Genomic DNA, 16,320 nt, shown 5'->3' on the forward strand with positions numbered 1-16,320 from the left:
TGGGAGCAAGGCTTTCGCTAGACCTGTGGGAGCAAGGCTTTCGCTAGACCTGTGGGAGCAAGGCTTTCGCTAGACCTGTGGGAGCAAGGCTTGCCCGCGATGGCGTCAGCACTGTCGACACAAGTCCCCAAACTGTCATCAAGTCCGAATAGGCTCCGAAGGTTCAACCCTGCGAGCCCCAAGCATGTCCAAAGGCTGGTTGCTGATCCCGCTGTTATTGCTGAACCTGAGCGTCCACGCCGAAGACTGGCCCGGTGAGCAATGGCCAAGCGGCCCGACCCCGAGCGGCCCGGCCATCGAGGCCTTGGCGCAATACGCCTTCCCGCCCCGGGACGATGAGCGGCGCGAGGGCATCCGCACCGATGCGCTGCTGGTGATCCAGGACGGTCGGCTGGTCTATGAACGCTACGCCGGGCCAACCACCGCCCAAACCCCGCACCTGACCTGGTCCATCAGCAAAAGCCTGCTGGCGACGGTGTTCGGTGTGGCCTACGGTGAACAGCGCTTTGCCCTGGACGATCCGGCCGCCAAGTACTACCCGCCGCTGAACCGACACCCGGGCCTGACCCTGGCCGATCTTTTCCACTGGGCGTCCGGCCTGGACTGGCAGGAAGACTACGAATACGCGCCGCTGAAGTCATCGGTGGTGGCGATGCTCTACACCCGCGGGCGGCATGACATGGCGGCGTTTAGCGCGCAGCATGAACGCTTCGGCCCGCCGGGGCAGGCGTTCCGTTATTCCAGTGGTGACAGCAACCTGTTGGCGGCGGCCCTGAAAAATATCGTCGGCCCGGCACGTTATCCCGATTACCCCTGGACCGCTCTGTTCGAACCCTTGGGCATCCGCCACGCCACTTGGGAAACCGACGCCAGCGGCACGTTCGTGGGGTCGTCCTATGCCTACCTGACGGCGCGGGACCTGGCACGTGTCGGCTTGTTGATGCAACGGGACGGCCGCTGGGGCGAACGGCAACTGATCCCCCAGGATTGGGTCGCGTTCAGTCGCGAGCCTTTCGTGCATTTCCAGGCGGGCCAGGATGAAGCCGTGCCGGGCGGGCATTGGTGGCTCAATCGCGCCGCCGATCCGGCGATCCGCCCCTGGCCCGACGCGCCGCCGGACACCTTTGCCGCGCTGGGCCATTGGGGCCAGGCGCTCTACGTCATCCCCAGCGCCAAACTGGTGATCGTGCGCTACGGCGACGACCGCGACGGTCGCTATCGCCACAACGAACTGCTCAAGCGCGCCATGGCGGCGTTCGCCGGGACGGTGCAGCCATGAAGCGCAACGTGTTGCTCTCCCTGTTGTCGATGTTGCTCATCGCCCTGTTCAGTTGGATGTGGCTGGAGCGGGTGGCGTTGCGGGCCTTTCCCGACATCATCAGCGCCTACACCGCCAAGGAGTATTGCTCGTGCCGCTATGTGATGCAGCAACCGGCCGAGTACTGCCGGGGGTATGTGAAGCAGTCGGTGCCTACCAGCGATTTTCTCGAGACCGTTGAAGCGAAACGCATCACCGTCAGCGGGTTGGGGCGTAGCAACAGCGCGCGGTGGATGGGGGAGCGGCAGGGGTGTCGGTTGGAACCCTGAGCTGACTGTTGAGGACAAGGCCCGTGGGAGCAAGGCTTGCCCGCGATGGCGATTGCAAAAACGCCATCGCGGGCAAGCCTTGCTCCCACAGAAACCCTCTTCACCCAGGGAGCCTTGCTCCCACAGATGAAACCCTTCACCTCAGGTTCTCTGCATTCCTGGGCAGTTGTTGAAACAGACAGTTTGCAAGCGCCCTCGGCCCGGTTAAGGTTCGCCACAGGTTTATCTACCCTCCGAGTGTGTATGTTCAAGCGGTTTTTCCCTTACGCGGTCGCCGGCGTGCTGCTGGCCTGCGCAGCGCTGCCGGCCCAGGCCGACTGGTACCTGGACGGCGAGTCGTCGCGGCTGTCGTTTATCAGCAGCAAAAACGGCAACGTTTCCGAGGTCCAGCGTTTCCTGGTGCTGCACGGCCAAGTCCAGCCCGACGGCTTGGCGCGCCTGGAAGTGGAACTCGAATCCATCAACAGCGGTATCCCCCTGCGGGATGAGCGCATGCGCGCCGAGCTGTTCGACATCAAGCAATTCGCCGAGGCAACGGTCACCGCCAAGATCGACCTGATGCCGATCCAGGACCTGGCCAACGGCGCACAGCTGGAATTGCGCCTGCCGCTGACGGTGAACCTGCACGGCAAGCAGCATGAATATCCCGTTGAGTTGCTCGCGACGCGCCTGGATGAGCGTCGCTTCCAAGTGGTGACCCTCGAACCGGTGGTGCTCAACGCGGCGGATTTCGATTTGGCGCCGGGCCTGGAAAAGCTGCGCAACCTGGCCGGGTTGTCGGCCATCAGCCTCTCGGTGCCGGTGAATGCGGTGCTGATCTTCACGGCGCGCTGATATGAGCGGCCCGGTCTTTCCCTGGCGTGAAGGCAATCGCTTCGAGCTGTTGATCGATGGCCCGCAGTTCTTCCCGCGCATGCTGGTGGAAATCGCCCGTGCCCAGGAACAGGTCGAGCTGGAACTCTATCTGGTGGAGGCGGGCACATGCGCCGAGGCGATGGTTCAGGCGTTGGTCCAGGCCGCCGAGCGTGGCGTTCGGGTGCGCTGCCTGTTCGATGACTACGGCAGCCTGGCGTTTACCCTGGCCTTGCGCAAGCGCCTGACCGAGGCCGGGGTGGAGTTGCGTTTCTACAATCGCCTGAGCTGGCGGCGCTGGGTGCGCAACCTCTACCGGGATCACCGCAAGTTGCTGTTGGTGGACCAACGCCTGGCCGTGGTCGGTGGCACCGGGGTGACCGATGAATTCTGGAACCCTCTGGACGATCGCAGTGAATGGCACGAAGTGATGGTGGAAATCGTCGGCCCGCTGGTGCTCGACTGGCAACTGCTGTTCGACCGCCAGTGGCTCGCCAACCGCCATCGACGTGCCTGGAAGCCGGCGTCCAACTTCGGCTTGCCGCGCCTGCCTCGCGTGCCGCCGGTGGGCGAGGGCATGGGCCGGGTGGCGTATGCCGACGCCCGTCAGCATCGCGACATCCTGCAGTCACTGTCCCGGGCATTGAACAGCGGCCAGAAACGCATCTGGATGGCGACGCCATACTTCCTGCCGACCTGGAACGTGCGCCGTTCCCTGCGCAAGGCCGCCGCCCGCGGCATCGACGTGCGCCTGCTGCTGACCGGCCCGCGCACCGATCATCCGTCCGTGCGCTACGCCGGGCACCGTTACTACCCGCGACTGCTCAGGGCCGGCGTGCAGATCTACGAGTACCAGCCGTGTTTCCTGCACTTGAAGATGGTGCTGGTGGATGACTGGGTCAGCATTGGTTCCTGCAATTTCGATCACTGGAACCTGCGTTTCAACCTGGAAGCCAACCTCGAAGCCTTGGATTCCAGGCTCAGCAGCGCCGTGGCCGCCAGTTTCGAACGGGATTTCGCCCAGAGCCTGCAAGTCAGCCTCGACGCCTGGCAGCGCCGGCCGCTGTGGAAGCGGTTCAAGCAGCGGGTGTGGGGGTGGGTGGATCGGTTGGTGGTGAATCTGCTGGATCGGCGGGGCTAAATCCCTACCGAAAACCACTGTGGGAGCGAGCCTGCTCGCGAAGGCGGCCTGACAGTCGATGATGCAGTGACTGATAGGCCCTCATCGCGAGCAGGCTCGCTCCCACAAGGTTATTGCAGTGTTGTTGGGTCAGAGCAACTCAAAACTCTGCTGTTTCACATCCTGGGAATCCAGGCCGATCTGCACGTTGAACTTGCCTGGCTCCGCGGCGTACTTGAGCTGGGCATTGAAGAACTTCAGGTCGTCTTCGGTGATGGTGAAGTGGATGACTTTCTTCTCGCCGGCCTTGAGCATCACCTTGCGGAAGTTCTTCAGTTCCTTCACCGGGCGAATGATCGAGCCGGTCACGTCCTGGATGTACAGCTGCACCACAGTCTCGCCGTCACGCTTGCCGGTGTTTTCCAGCGTCACGCTGGCATCGAGCTTGCCGGTCTTGTTCAGCGTGGTCGACGACAGCGCCATGTCCGACAGGCTGAACTCGGTGTAGCTCAGGCCGTAGCCGAACGGGTAGAGCGGGCCGGTGGTGTCGTCGAAATACTGCGAGGTGTAGTTGCCCGGCTTGCCCGGCGTGAACGGCCGGCCGATGCTCAGGTGGTTGTAGTAGGTCGGAATCTGCCCCACCGAGCGTGGGAAGGTGATCGGCAGCTTGCCAGACGGGTTGTAGTCGCCGAACAGCACGTCCGCGATGGCGTTGCCGCCTTCGGTGCCGCTGAACCAGGTTTCCAGGATCGCGTCGGCCTGCTGTTTTTCTTCCAGCAACGACAGCGGACGGCCATTCATCAGCACCAGCACCAGGGGTTTGCCGGTGGCCTTCAGGGCCTTGATCAGCTCGCGTTGGCTGGCGGGGATATTCAGTTCGGTACGGCTCGACGATTCATGGGACATGCCACGGGACTCACCCACGGCGGCCACTACCACATCGGCATCCTTGGCGGCTTGCACCGCTTCGTCGATCAGTACCTGGGCCGGGCGCGGGTCATCCACCACTTCCGGGGCGTCGAAGTTGAGGAAATTCAGATAGTCGAGGACCTTCTTGTCGCCGGTGATGTTGGCGCCACGGGCGTAGATCAGCTTCGAGTCGGCGCCCAGGGCGCGGGTCATGCCGTCGAACAGGGTGACCGATTGCGCAGGGCGCCCGGCCGCGGCCCAACTGCCCATCATATCGATAGGTGCCTTGGCCAGCGGGCCGACCAGGGCGATCTTCGCGGTTTTCTTCAGAGGCAGGGTCTGGTTGCGGTTTTCCAGCAGGACCAGGCTGCGACGCGCCACGTCACGGGCATCGGCGCGGTGCAGGCGACTTTCGGCATAGGTGTCGGCCGGGTCGTCCTCGGCCTTGCCAATGCGCAGGTACGGATCCTTGAACAGGCCCATGTCGTATTTGGCGGCCAGCACTTCACGCACGGCGTTGTCGATGTCGCTCTGCTCGATCTCACCGGCCTTGAGCAGCCCCGGCAGTTCCTTGCCATAGAGCGAGTCGTTCATGCTCATGTCGATGCCGGCCTTGATCGCCAGTTTCGCCGCTTCGCGACCGTCCTTGGCGACGCCATGCTTGATCAGTTCGAAAATGGCGCCGTGGTCACTGACCGCCAGGCCCTTGAAGCCCCATTCCTTGCGCAGCAGGTCGTTCATCAGCCAAGTGTTGGCAGTGGCCGGCACGCCGTTGATGGAGTTCAGCGCGACCATCACCCCGCCGGCTCCGGCGTCGATGGCGGCGCGGTAGGGCGGCAGGTAGTCCTGGTACATTTTCAGCGGACTCATGTCCACGGTGTTGTAGTCCCGGCCGCCTTCCACCGCGCCGTACAGGGCGAAGTGCTTGACGCTGGCCATGATGCTGTCGGCGGCGTTGGCCCCGTTGCCCTGGAACGCCTTGACCATCACCCCGGCGATGCGCGACACCAGGTAGGTGTCCTCGCCGAAGCCTTCGGAGGTGCGGCCCCAGCGCGGGTCACGGGAGATGTCGACCATCGGCGCAAAGGTGATGTCCAGGCTGTCGGCCGCGGCTTCCTTGGCGGCGATGCGGCCGGAGTGGTAGATCGCGTCCATGTCCCAGCTCGACGCCAGGGCCAGGGGAATCGGGAAAATCGTGCGGTGGCCGTGGATCACGTCATAGGCGAAGAACATCGGGATCTTCAAGCGGCTGCGCATGGCCGCGTCCTGCATCGGACGGTTTTCATCGCGGGTGATGGAGTTGAACGTCCCCCCGATGTTGCCGGCGGCGATTTCCTTGCGAATCATCTCCCGGGGCATTTCCGGGCCGATGCTGATCAGGCGCAATTGGCCGATCTTTTCTTCGAGGGTCATTTGCTTCATCAGGTTACTGATGAACGCATCCTTGTTCTCTATGGGGGCTGGCAGGTTGTCGGCTAATACGGATTGACTGGCCAGACTGACAAACAGGCCCAGCAAACACAGCTTCTTCATGAATAATTTTCTCGCAAGCCTAAAGGGCGGGGATCACACCACGCCGGTCAGCCGAAATGTGAGGAGCGGCTATTGTTGTTCAGTTAAATGCAGCACACTTTCGAACCCATTGGGCTGAACTTAGTTTCGCACTGCGCATCTTTTAGCCCATCGACCCGTTTCAATCCAGTGCGGCGGCAGATTATGCCCCAGACGCTGGCGGGATAGGTGGCCGGGTTTTTCCAATGTCATGCCAGGGAGCGCTTCATCCAATGAATCCACGACTGAATGACCTTCGCAACTTGCCAATGCTGGCCTTGTTGCTGCTCACCACGCTGCTGGCCGGTTGCGGCATCAATAACATCCCGACCCTGGACGAACAGGCCAAGGCCGCCTGGGGCCAGGTGCAGAACCAGTACCAGCGCCGTGCCGACCTGATCCCCAACCTGGTGGAAACCGTCAAGGGCTACGCCCAGCACGAGCAGGAAACCCTGACCGCAGTGGTAGAGGCGCGGGCCAAGGCGACGTCGATCCAGGTAGACGCCAGCACCTTGGACAACCCGGAAAAACTCAAGCAGTTCCAGCAGGCCCAGGACCAGTTGAGTGGCGCATTGAGCCGGCTGATGGTGGTGGTCGAGCGTTATCCGGACCTCAAGGCCAACCAGAATTTCCTGGCGTTGCAATCCCAGCTCGAAGGCACCGAGAACCGCATCGCCGTGGCCCGCCGCGATTTCATCCTGGCGGTGCAGAAGTACAACACCGAGATCCGCACGTTCCCGGGGCGCCTGTGGCACAGCGTGATGTACAGCGACCTGCCGATCCGCGAAACCTTCGAGGCCACCAGCCCCAATGCCGAAAAAGCCCCTGAAGTGAAGTTCTGATGAAGCAGCTTCAAGTTCCAAGTGGCAAGCTTCAAGCCCAGGCAACGCGTACCGCTTGGGGCTCGGCGCTTGCCGCTCGAAGCTTGAAGCTGTTTGCGCTGTTGCTCTGGGTCTTTACATTCACGGCCCAGGCCGAATTGAAGTTTCCGGAACTGACCGGGCGGGTGGTGGACGCCGCCCAGATGCTCGACCCTTCGGTGCGCGCGCAACTGGACTCGCAGCTCAAGGCCCATGAACAGGCCACCGGCGAACAGGTAGTGGTGGTCACGCTGGCGGACCTGCAAGGCAGCAGCATCGAAGACTTCGGCTATCAACTGGGCCGCCATTGGGGCATCGGGCAGAAGGATAAAAACAATGGCGCGCTGCTGATCGTCGCCCGGGATGATCGTAAACTGCGCATCGAAGTGGGTTATGGCCTGGAAGATCGCCTGACCGACGCCCAGAGTTCGGTGATCATCAATCAGGTGATCACGCCGGCCTTCAAGACCGGCAACTTCAACAAAGGCATCAGCGATGGCGTCGCGGCGATGCTGGTGGTGCTGGGCGGCAGCCCGCTGGACGAGCCCGCGACTGCTTACAATGCAGATGGGCAGCAGGGCGATTTCGTCGAGCGCCATCCAGGGTTGTTCATCTTCCTGGTAATCCTGTTTATTTTGACGATATTGGTCTGCCAGACGCTCGGTATCCTGCCGACCGGACGCGGTGGCTCCAGCGGTTCGGGCGGTTACGGCGGTGGTGGCTTCGGAGGCGGTGGGGGCGGCTTCAGCGGTGGCGGTGGTAGTTTTGGGGGCGGCGGTTCGTCGGGCGGCTGGTGATAATAATAATGAGCAGGCACTTTTAACCATGGCATTACTGACTGAACACGAACAGCGCAAGGTCGCCGAGGCCATCGCACGGGTCGAGCGGCATACCGATGCCGAACTGGTCACGGTACTGGCCGCCCGCGCCGACGACTACGCCTACATACCGCTGCTATGGGCGAGCCTGCTGGCCCTGGTGGTGCCTGGCGTGGTCCATTACCTCAGCGGCTGGTTGGCCCTGCACAGTCTGTTGCTGGTGCAATGGATCAGTTTCATCGTGTTGTGCCTGGTGTTCCGTATCCCCAAGATCACCACGCACCTGATTCCCCGTTCCGTGCGCCACTGGCGGGCCTCCAACCTGGCGCGCCGGCAATTCCTCGAACAGAACCTGCACCACACCGTGGGCAGCACGGGCGTGCTGATCTTCGTCTGCGAGGCCGAGCGGTATGTGGAAATCCTCGTCGATGAGGGCATCTCCAAGCACTTGGACAACAAATGCTGGGACGCCATTGTCGCGGCGTTTACCCAGCAGGTTCGCCAGGGGCAGACCTTGCAAGGGTTCGTGACGTGCATCGAAGCCTGCGGAGAATTGCTCAAGGAACACGTGCCGCTGACCCAGGAACGCAATGAACTGCCGAATCGGTTGGTGGTTTTAAGTTGATTGTCGATCACCATGGCCAGAGCCGCTTTTGTGGCGAGGGAGCTTGCTCCCGCTCGGCTGCGAAGCAGTCGTCGATTTGCGAGCTCGTTGCCCGACCTTGGAGCCGATGGGGACCGCTTCGCGGTCCAGCGGGAGCAAGCTCCCTCGCCACAAAAGCTCACTCGCCACAAAAGCCCCAGTGAGCCACAAAAAGCTCAGTGAGCCGCAAAAGCCGGGGCCTTCGTAAAAAGGGCCTGGATTTTCTACCGCTGGGGAAATTCCCCGTGCCCTCGCTGCCCATCCCCCCTAAAATACCCGCCATTCCCGATCCGCCCGCCCCGAGGCCGCTTGTTCATGTCCGTCACCGCAACGCCCGTCCGTCCCGCGCCGGATCACCACGCCCAATTCATCGAGCTGCTGCGCACCAGCCTTGAACAAAACGCTTTCATCAAACTGGTGTTGGCCAAGTACGTGGGGGACGAGGTGGACCTCCAGCGGCTGATCATCAAGCAGCTGACAGTCAAGGACCAGCCGTGCCTGTCCTTCGTCTACCGCTACAAGACCCGCGACATCACCAAGAATTTCCCACTGGCCGAAGGCGTGGACACCATCGCCGCGCTGTTGCCGGCGTCGTTCAAGAACGCGCATTTGCTGGCGGTCACCGACGAGGCGCAGCTGGAGTACAGCAAGAAGGGCAAGAGCTCACTATTCAAGAGCAAGCCCCAGCAACTGCGGGAAGTGCCGTCTGCCGAGCACAACCGTGAGAAAAATCGCTTTCTCGACCTGAATCGGCCATTTTTGGCTGACCTGGGCGTGACCAACCACAAGCACGAGCTGATTCCGGCGATGTCGCGCAAGTGGAAGCAGATCAACAAGTTCATCGAGGTCTTCAGCCATGCGCTGACGTCGTCGCCACTGGCCCTGGACAAACCGGTGCGGGTCTCGGATTTCGGTTCGGGCAAGGGCTACCTGACGTTCGCCATCCATGACTACTTGCGCAACACCTTACAGGCCGAGGGCGTGGTGACCGGTGTCGAGCTGCGCGAAGACATGGTCAAGCTGTGCAACGAAGCCGCCGCGCGCCTGGAGCATCCGGGCCTGAGCTTCCAGCACGGTGACGTGCGCAGCGTGGCGCCGAGCGCCGTGGATGTGATGATCGCCTTGCACGCCTGTGACATCGCCACCGACTACGCGATCCACATGGGCATTCGCTCGGGCGCCTCGATCATCATGTGCTCGCCGTGCTGCCACAAGCAGATCCGCCTGCAGATCCAGAGCCCGGCCTTGCTCAAGCCGATGCTGCAATACGGCCTGCACCTGGGCCAGCAGGCGGAAATGGTCACTGACAGCTTGCGGGCGCTGTTCCTCGAAGCGTGTGGCTACGAGACCAAGGTCTTCGAGTTCATCTCCCTGGACCACACCAACAAGAACAAGATGATTCTGGCCGTCAAACGCGCCGAACCGGCGGACCCCACCGAGCTGCTGGCAAAAATCGAAGAACTCAAGGCCTTCTACCACATCACCGAGCACTGCCTCGAAACGCTGCTGCGGGCGGATGGCTATCTCGCCTGACCTACTGGTGCATTACCCCTGTGGGAGCGAGCCTGCTCGCGATTGAACGATGACGCGGTATGCCTGATAAACCGCGTCGCCTGAATCGCGAGCAGGCTCGCTCCCACAGGTTGCATCCAGCATTCAACCTCCAGCGGCATGCATCCCGTCAGGTCACGGCCGGTTACCGCTCGCCCACCGATACTCCCGGCTACCTTTAATGCGTCAACCCCTCACGCATTCCCAAAGGAGCCCTTCCCATGGCCGCGAAGAAAATCCTCATGCTGGTCGGCGATTACGTCGAAGATTATGAAGTCATGGTGCCATTCCAGGCGTTGCAGATGATCGGCCACACCGTGCACGCCGTGTGCCCGGACAAAACCGCGGGCCAAACGGTGCGCACGGCGATCCACGATTTCGAAGGCGACCAGACCTACAGCGAAAAACCGGGGCATTTGTTCGCCCTCAACCATGACTTCGCCAACGTCCAGGCCGCCGACTACGACGCGCTGTTGGTGCCGGGTGGGCGGGCGCCGGAATACCTGCGCCTGAATGAAACCGTCCTGCAACTGGTGCGCGATTTCGATCTGGCGGGCAAGCCGATTGCCGCGGTGTGCCACGGTGCGCAATTGCTGGCGGCGGCGGGCATCCTCGAAGGGCGCGAATGCAGCGCTTACCCGGCGTGCGCCCCGGAAGTGCGGCTGGCGGGCGGGACCTATATGGACATTCCCGTGACCCAAGGCCATGTCCAGGGCAACCTGGCGACCGCACCGGCCTGGCCTGCGCACCCGAACTGGCTGGCGGGATTCCTGACCTTGCTGGGCACAGCCATCACTTTGTAGTAACGGACTGGCGGGACAAGCGCAGCGGGTCTTTACTCTCGGGGCATGCCCTCATTGCCTGGAGAATAATCATGTCCGGATGGTACGAAGTCAGCAAAAGCAGCAATGGCCAGTTTCGGTTTGTGCTCAAGGCGGCCAACGCCGAGACCATCTTGACCAGCGAGCAGTACACCACCCGCAGCGGCGCCGACGGTGGCATTGCGGCGGTGCAGAAAAACAGTCCGCTGGCCGAACGCTATGAACTCAAGACGACCAAGGACGGCCATCCGTACTTCAACCTCAAGGCCGGTAACCACGAAGTGATTGGCAGCAGCGAGGCGTATTCATCGGACGCCGCCCGGGACAAAGGCATCGCCAGCGTCAAGGCCAATGGACCGACGACGGTCATCAAGGACAAGACCGTGGCTGCGCTCTGAACCAATCCCTATGGGAGCGAGCCTGCTGTAGCGAGTGGGCTTTTGTGGCGAGGGAGCTTGCTCCCGCTGGACCGCGAAGCGGTCCCCATCGGTTCCAAGGCCAGGCAGCAGGCTCACAAAATGACGACTGCTGCGCAGCCGAGCGGGAGCAAGCTCCCTCGCCACAGTCATGCGCTGACCTGGCATTGAGTTTCCAGGTCATGTAGCCCGAGACTAAACCTCCACCGGCACCGACAATTTCGGATCGCCCAACGGATGGCTCTTGGCATCGAAGAAGCGCAATTGCACGTCCTGCCCCTCGAACACCTTGGCGTAATGCCGCTTCTGATGCTGGATGAATGCCTGGCTACGGGGAAAGATCGAAATCGCCACGGTTTTCGGGGCGGCCAGGCGCAGGGCATGGACAATGTGCCGGTCCTGCTCGCCCAGGGCATGGCCGAACAGGCACAGGTTGTCGCCATGCTGCAGCAACTGGTCGTAGCAGAACGACAGGTAATCGCTGCTGCGAATGGTCTTGAGCTTGTCGATGCTGGGACCTTCATTGACGAACAGCGGCACATCGTCGAGGGTCTTGATCGTGTTGTTGATGGCGAAATTGCCCAGCAAGGTCCCTTCGGTGGACGTGAGCTTGCGCGCGGTGCCGTCCTGGTTGCGCACCAGGTGCAGGCCGCCGTGCAGGTACAGCAAGCGTGGTTTGTCCGTGCTCGCCTGCCTCAGGTCGAAACTGTGGTCATCGCCAAAGAACAGATCGGTGATGGTCTCGATCCCATGCTGGATCGCCCAGTAGTTGAGCAGGTCGTAATTGGTGGTGAACACCGTGCGGTAGCGGCTCAGTTCCCGGTTGAGCGTCGCCAGGGTCGATGGCTGCACCAGCCGCCACGGGATATGCAGCGCGTGCACGGTGTTGATCAACGCTTCCTTAATCGCATAATAGCGGTTACGCGGGGCGGCGGAGCTGACGGCCAGGGCCTTGTTGACCCGACTGGTGGTTTTCAGCGCCCCCAGCACCTGTTCGAAGCTGCGGGTCTGCATCGCGTCGAACACGCTCAGTTCCGACGGGCTCAAGGGTTTTTCCTCGACGGTGCGGGCATTTTCGAACAGCGAGTCATAGCCGAAATCGTCCCACACCGCACGGCTGGCGCCATTGCCCAGCAGCAGGCCGCTGAAGGCGGTGTCGGCGCGCAAGACTTCCCAGTCTTCGAGCCGGGTGTCGTATTCCTGGAAATCGGTCATCGCAAGGATCATCTCAAAACGTGGCAAAGGCAGGCCGCGACTTTATCACGACCCAGTCTTGAGCCAGATCAAGATGCGTCGTGACTACTCGGTCAATCCTGTACGCCCCTGCCGATTCGGCCTCTTCCAGGAGCGTGTGCCATGAGCAGCACTTTTTTCATTCCCGCCGTGAACATCATGGGGCTGGGTTGCCTCGACGAGGCCATGACCGCCATTCGCAACTACGGCTTTCGCAAAGCCCTGATCGTCACCGACGCAGGGCTGGCCAAGGCCGGTGTCGCCACCAAGGTGGCCGAGTTGTTGGCGATACAGGACATTGACTCGGTGATTTTCGACGGTGCCAAGCCCAACCCGAGCATTGCCAATGTCGAGCTTGGGCTGGGCTTGCTCAAGGAAAGCCAATGCGATTTCGTCGTGTCGCTGGGCGGCGGTTCACCCCACGACTGCGCCAAGGGCATCGCCCTGTGCGCCACCAACGGCGGGCAGATCCGTGACTATGAAGGGGTGGACCGTTCGAGCAAGCCACAACTGCCGCTGATCGCCATCAACACCACGGCGGGCACCGCCAGCGAAATGACCCGTTTCTGCATCATCACCGACGAGACCCGCCACGTGAAAATGGCGATTGTCGATCGCAACGTGACCCCGCTGATGTCGGTGAACGATCCGGCGTTGATGGTGGCGATGCCCAAGGGCCTGACGGCCGCCACTGGCATGGATGCGCTGACGCACGCGATCGAGGCTTATGTCTCCACCGCCGCCACGCCGATTACCGATGCCTGCGCCCTGAAGGCCATTACCCTGATCAGCAACAATCTACGCCTGGCCGTGCGCGACGGCAGCGATCTGGCGGCGCGGGAAAACATGGCCTACGCGCAATTTCTCGCAGGGATGGCGTTCAACAATGCGTCGTTGGGTTTCGTGCACGCGATGGCGCATCAACTGGGCGGTTTTTACGACTTGCCGCACGGCGTGTGCAATGCCGTGCTGTTGCCCCATGTACAGAGTTTCAACGCCTCGGTGTGCGCCGCTCGCCTGACCGACGTGGCCCATGCCATGGGCGCCGATACACGGGGTTTCAGCCCGGAAGAGGGGGCCCGGAACGCTATTGCGGCGATCCGCAGCCTGGCACAAGACGTGGACATTCCGGCCGGTTTGCGTGATTTGGGCGTGCGCCTCAACGACGTTCCGGTGTTGGCCGCCAACGCCTTGAAAGACGCGTGCGGCCTGACCAATCCACGAGCCGCGGATCAGCGGCAGATCGAGGAGATTTTCCGCAGCGCGTTCTAAGCGACCCGGGGCGGCACGAACCTCACACAGAGCATCGCCGCCGCCCCCAGCAGCGCGCACAACGCCGCCAGTGGCCAGGCTTGCTGGCTCAACAGCAGGCTGGCGATGGCTCCGATCACCGACGCCATCAGTTGATGCAGGAACCCGCTCAATGCCATGGCATAAGCGCCGGCCACCGGCGAACCTTCATTGGCCAGGGACAGGCTGATGGGGTAGATCAACGACTGGCCGAACACCGCGAAGCAATACGGCAGCCAGAAGAGCAACGCGATGCTGCTCAGGGTGAGGCTGCCTGCCAGCATGGTCATGCTGCCGCCGAGCACCAGCGCGATGCCCCAGCCCATCATTCGCCGTTGACCGGTGCGCAGCACAAAGGCGTTCACCGCCAGTGCCCCGAACAGGTACGCGGCACTGATCGGCCAGCCCAGCAGGCCGTATTCAATGGCCGACCAGTGGAAGCTCTCCTGCAGGATCAGCGGCGCGGCGGTATTGAAGGCGACGATCACGCCGTAGCCCAACCCACCGGCCAAGGCCGGCAGCAGGAACGCCCGCTGCCGGAATATCTGCTTGTAGATACCCCATGCCGATTGCCCGTTGCTGGTCTGTATCAGCACCGGGAAACGCGCCCTGGACACCGCCGCTGCCATGGCCAGGCTGACGGCGCCCAATCCCAGGAAGATCGCCTCCCAGCCGAAAGCCGCCTGGATCAGCGAGCCCAGGTACTGGCCAATACCAAGGGCAATCACAAAAGCGATCGATATCCAGGACAGGGCCTTGGCCAGCAGGTCACCGCTGAAACTGTCACGAATCAGGACCCGCGCCATCACCGAAATACCGCTGGCGCCGATGCCCTGGATCAACCGAAGCGTCAGGAACGCCTCGATTGTCGTGCCCAGCGGCAAGGCCAGGTTGCCCAGGCCGTACAACCCCAAAGCCGCCAGCAAGACCGGCTTGCGCCCCAGGCGCTGGCTCAGGCTGCCCCACAGCAACATGGGCAGCGCCATGCCGATCAGGTACACCGACAGGCCCCAGGACACCCGGGACGCATCGGTACCGATAGCCCGGGCGATATCCGGCAGGGCCGGCAAATAGATGCTCATACCCAGTTGAGCCAGGAAGACGGTGGTGCAAGTGACGATCAGGGTTGTGCGGTTATTCATCAAGCATCCTGTCTCAGGGGCGGAGGTCACGCCCGTGGGTCAGCAGCAGTTCGGTGATCTTTTCGCAAAACGAGCGAATCACGTCAGGCTCCATGTCGGCGCGCAGGGTAATGCGAATGGCGGCCTTGCCTTGCGGCACCACGGGAAAAAATACCGCCGAGGTGAAATACCCCAGTTCGGCCAGTTCGACCGCCAGGCTGTTGGCCAGGGCCGCTTCACCGCAAGGCACCATGCGGATCGCCATGGGGGTGCCGCCTTGTCCGGTCCGCACGAGGCTGTCGAAGAGGCGGATATTAGCTTGCAAACGCGCCTGCAAGGCGCTGAATTCCAGACTGCGGTGCAGGCGGATCGAAGCCATGCCGGCACCGATAGCTGCTGCGTTCAGGCTCTGGGACCAATTGCTCGGTCCACCGTAGCGCTGTACCAGCGCCTTGTGCCGTTCACTGCCAAACATGACCAGCCCGCCACTGGCGCCGAATGACTTGGCCAGCGAGGCCACGATCAGCGTGCGCTCGTCCACCGCCGGGAGGCGCGAACGGACCAGGCCGGCGCCGGATTCTCCAACCGCAGACAGGGCGTGGGAATCGTCCAGGTAAAGAAACAAGCCGTAGCGCTGCTTGAGGTACATCAGGCTGTCTAGGTCGGCCATGCCGCCCATGCTGTAGGCGCCGTCGGCCACATACGCCACCTCGCGCTGGCGTTTGCACACGTCCTCGAGGAAATCCATATCATTGTGCGGACTGGTGATGACCTGGGTTTCGTCGGCGCAGGCGGCCTTGCTGTGGTTCATCGAATAATGGGCATGTTTGTCGAACACCATGACGGGCGCACGATTTTGAGTGAATGCACCGCTGGCCAGCAGTGGTAGGATCCCGGCGCTCGCCGCACTGCAAGACAGGGCGCTGAGACAACTGGCGCCAAAAAGCTCCGACAACTGGGTTTCGTACTGGTCCAGGATCGCCAGCTTGCAGCGATTCCTTGAGTTGGCGACCCGCAGGGTCCCGGCCTCCCACAGGGCGGTCATGGCGCCGTCCAGCAACGCAGGGTGATAGTCCAGGCCCAGGTAGGACGTCGTGCAGAAGTGATGAAGAGCCCGACCGTATTGGTCGACCAACACGTTGGGTGTCTTGACCTCGACATTCAGCCCAGAGACTTTCCCGGCTTCGGTGCTTTGCCAATCCTGGTCTGCAAGGGAAATGAGTTTGCGGTAGTTGGTGAAGTAATGAGGTGATTGAGCCGTCTGGTTCATGGTGCGTTTACATTCCTTGGTGAATGGTACAGTCCGTGGGGTGTTTCGATTGCGGCGTATTTCCAGACTTTACAGATTGTTGTGCAGGGCTTTGAATCGGCTGTTTCCGGCGTGCTTGAGTGTCACTGGAGATTTCTGCGTAGGACTTTGCCTAGTGGCCTGTACGGTTAATTCGAGTACTCAAATTCGAGTGCCAGGGCTTGCCAGGCAAGGCGCCATGACGAGTCGTAGCCCGCTACGGCGAGGAATGGCAACGCAGACTGGCAAGTTCTGGCGCC

The 16,320-nt window shown here is 62.0% G+C and carries 15 protein-coding genes; 11 read left to right on the top strand and 4 right to left on the bottom strand.

Translation table 11 applies throughout. The features are described 5' to 3' along the window. Nucleotides 1-184: 184 nt before the first annotated feature. From J3361_RS27170 to J3361_RS27185, 4 genes are all read left to right on the top strand, one after another. Nucleotides 185-1,279 carry a serine hydrolase gene (locus tag J3361_RS27170; RefSeq protein WP_207967135.1) on the top strand — a complete coding sequence of 365 codons (1,095 nt, stop codon included), beginning with the start codon at nucleotides 185-187 and terminating at the stop codon, nucleotides 1,277-1,279. Further along, nucleotides 1,276-1,587, top strand: coding sequence for an amidase (locus tag J3361_RS27175; RefSeq protein ID WP_207967136.1), 312 nt, complete (start codon nucleotides 1,276-1,278; stop codon nucleotides 1,585-1,587). The genes J3361_RS27170 and J3361_RS27175 overlap by 4 nt, the downstream gene beginning before the upstream one ends. A gap of 243 nt (nucleotides 1,588-1,830) precedes the next feature. Beyond that, nucleotides 1,831-2,421, top strand: a complete 591-nt coding sequence (locus J3361_RS27180) for a YceI family protein (RefSeq protein ID WP_207967137.1) — start codon at nucleotides 1,831-1,833, stop codon at nucleotides 2,419-2,421. 1 nt (nucleotide 2,422) lies between these two features. Next, nucleotides 2,423-3,580, top strand: coding sequence for a phosphatidylserine/phosphatidylglycerophosphate/cardiolipin synthase family protein (locus tag J3361_RS27185; RefSeq protein WP_207967138.1), 1,158 nt, complete (start codon nucleotides 2,423-2,425; stop codon nucleotides 3,578-3,580). A gap of 129 nt (nucleotides 3,581-3,709) precedes the next feature. On the opposite strand, the gene bglX is transcribed toward J3361_RS27185, so the two are convergent. After that, nucleotides 3,710-6,001, bottom strand: coding sequence for a beta-glucosidase BglX (bglX, locus tag J3361_RS27190; RefSeq protein ID WP_207967139.1), 2,292 nt, complete (start codon nucleotides 5,999-6,001; stop codon nucleotides 3,710-3,712). A gap of 251 nt (nucleotides 6,002-6,252) precedes the next feature. Between bglX and J3361_RS27195 the strand changes: the two genes are divergently transcribed. From J3361_RS27195 to J3361_RS27220, 6 genes are all read left to right on the top strand, one after another. Next, entirely contained in the window at nucleotides 6,253-6,861 is a 609-nt protein-coding gene (locus J3361_RS27195; RefSeq protein ID WP_207967140.1) for a LemA family protein, read from the top strand. Then, nucleotides 6,861-7,676, top strand: coding sequence for a TPM domain-containing protein (locus J3361_RS27200; protein WP_243459044.1), 816 nt, complete (start codon nucleotides 6,861-6,863; stop codon nucleotides 7,674-7,676). Before J3361_RS27195 ends, J3361_RS27200 begins: the two co-directional genes overlap by 1 nt. Nucleotides 7,677-7,704: 28 nt before the next feature. Beyond that, entirely contained in the window at nucleotides 7,705-8,322 is a 618-nt protein-coding gene (locus J3361_RS27205) for a hypothetical protein (RefSeq protein ID WP_207967141.1), read from the top strand. Between the two features lie 333 nt (nucleotides 8,323-8,655). Then, complete coding sequence (locus tag J3361_RS27210; RefSeq protein ID WP_207967142.1) at nucleotides 8,656-9,873, top strand: SAM-dependent methyltransferase; 1,218 nt, start codon at nucleotides 8,656-8,658, stop codon at nucleotides 9,871-9,873. 239 nt (nucleotides 9,874-10,112) lie between these two features. Beyond that, on the top strand, nucleotides 10,113-10,694 hold the full coding sequence (locus tag J3361_RS27215; protein ID WP_207967143.1) for a DJ-1/PfpI family protein: 582 nt from the start codon (nucleotides 10,113-10,115) through the stop codon (nucleotides 10,692-10,694). Nucleotides 10,695-10,765: 71 nt separating this feature from the next. After that, on the top strand, nucleotides 10,766-11,110 hold the full coding sequence (locus J3361_RS27220; RefSeq protein ID WP_207967144.1) for a YegP family protein: 345 nt from the start codon (nucleotides 10,766-10,768) through the stop codon (nucleotides 11,108-11,110). A gap of 213 nt (nucleotides 11,111-11,323) precedes the next feature. Here J3361_RS27220 and J3361_RS27225 read toward each other — a convergent pair whose 3' ends face one another. Beyond that, nucleotides 11,324-12,343, bottom strand: coding sequence for a DUF4917 family protein (locus tag J3361_RS27225; protein WP_207967145.1), 1,020 nt, complete (start codon nucleotides 12,341-12,343; stop codon nucleotides 11,324-11,326). Between the two features lie 141 nt (nucleotides 12,344-12,484). On the opposite strand from J3361_RS27225, the gene yiaY reads away from it, so the two are divergent. Continuing rightward, complete coding sequence (yiaY, locus tag J3361_RS27230) at nucleotides 12,485-13,633, top strand: L-threonine dehydrogenase (RefSeq protein ID WP_207967146.1); 1,149 nt, start codon at nucleotides 12,485-12,487, stop codon at nucleotides 13,631-13,633. Here the strand turns inward: yiaY and J3361_RS27235 are convergent. Beyond that, a complete protein-coding gene (locus J3361_RS27235; protein WP_207967147.1) occupies nucleotides 13,630-14,793 on the bottom strand; it encodes an MFS transporter in 1,164 nt (387 codons plus the stop codon). The genes yiaY and J3361_RS27235 overlap by 4 nt on opposite strands. A 13-nt stretch (nucleotides 14,794-14,806) precedes the next feature. Continuing rightward, nucleotides 14,807-16,042 carry an aminotransferase class I/II-fold pyridoxal phosphate-dependent enzyme gene (locus J3361_RS27240; protein WP_207967148.1) on the bottom strand — a complete coding sequence of 412 codons (1,236 nt, stop codon included), beginning with the start codon at nucleotides 16,040-16,042 and terminating at the stop codon, nucleotides 14,807-14,809. Between the last annotated feature and the right edge of the window lie 278 nt (nucleotides 16,043-16,320).

The sequence above is a fragment of the Pseudomonas sp. OA65 genome, from assembly GCF_017498305.1.
Classification (GTDB): Bacteria; Pseudomonadota; Gammaproteobacteria; order Pseudomonadales; family Pseudomonadaceae; genus Aquipseudomonas; species Aquipseudomonas zanjanensis.

Coding starts and splice junctions, on each gene's coding strand:
- J3361_RS27210 (WP_207967142.1), top strand. CDS start 8,656: ATGTCCGTCACCGCAACGCCCGTCCGTCCCGCGCCGGATCACCACGCC.
- J3361_RS27220 (WP_207967144.1), top strand. CDS start 10,766: ATGTCCGGATGGTACGAAGTCAGCAAAAGCAGCAATGGCCAGTTTCGG.
- J3361_RS27200 (WP_243459044.1), top strand. CDS start 6,861: ATGAAGCAGCTTCAAGTTCCAAGTGGCAAGCTTCAAGCCCAGGCAACG.
- J3361_RS27215 (WP_207967143.1), top strand. CDS start 10,113: ATGGCCGCGAAGAAAATCCTCATGCTGGTCGGCGATTACGTCGAAGAT.
- J3361_RS27240 (WP_207967148.1), bottom strand. CDS start 16,042: ATGAACCAGACGGCTCAATCACCTCATTACTTCACCAACTACCGCAAA.
- bglX (WP_207967139.1), bottom strand. CDS start 6,001: ATGAAGAAGCTGTGTTTGCTGGGCCTGTTTGTCAGTCTGGCCAGTCAA.
- J3361_RS27195 (WP_207967140.1), top strand. CDS start 6,253: ATGAATCCACGACTGAATGACCTTCGCAACTTGCCAATGCTGGCCTTG.
- J3361_RS27225 (WP_207967145.1), bottom strand. CDS start 12,343: ATGACCGATTTCCAGGAATACGACACCCGGCTCGAAGACTGGGAAGTC.
- J3361_RS27180 (WP_207967137.1), top strand. CDS start 1,831: ATGTTCAAGCGGTTTTTCCCTTACGCGGTCGCCGGCGTGCTGCTGGCC.
- J3361_RS27170 (WP_207967135.1), top strand. CDS start 185: ATGTCCAAAGGCTGGTTGCTGATCCCGCTGTTATTGCTGAACCTGAGC.
- J3361_RS27185 (WP_207967138.1), top strand. CDS start 2,423: ATGAGCGGCCCGGTCTTTCCCTGGCGTGAAGGCAATCGCTTCGAGCTG.
- J3361_RS27205 (WP_207967141.1), top strand. CDS start 7,705: ATGGCATTACTGACTGAACACGAACAGCGCAAGGTCGCCGAGGCCATC.
- yiaY (WP_207967146.1), top strand. CDS start 12,485: ATGAGCAGCACTTTTTTCATTCCCGCCGTGAACATCATGGGGCTGGGT.
- J3361_RS27175 (WP_207967136.1), top strand. CDS start 1,276: ATGAAGCGCAACGTGTTGCTCTCCCTGTTGTCGATGTTGCTCATCGCC.
- J3361_RS27235 (WP_207967147.1), bottom strand. CDS start 14,793: ATGAATAACCGCACAACCCTGATCGTCACTTGCACCACCGTCTTCCTG.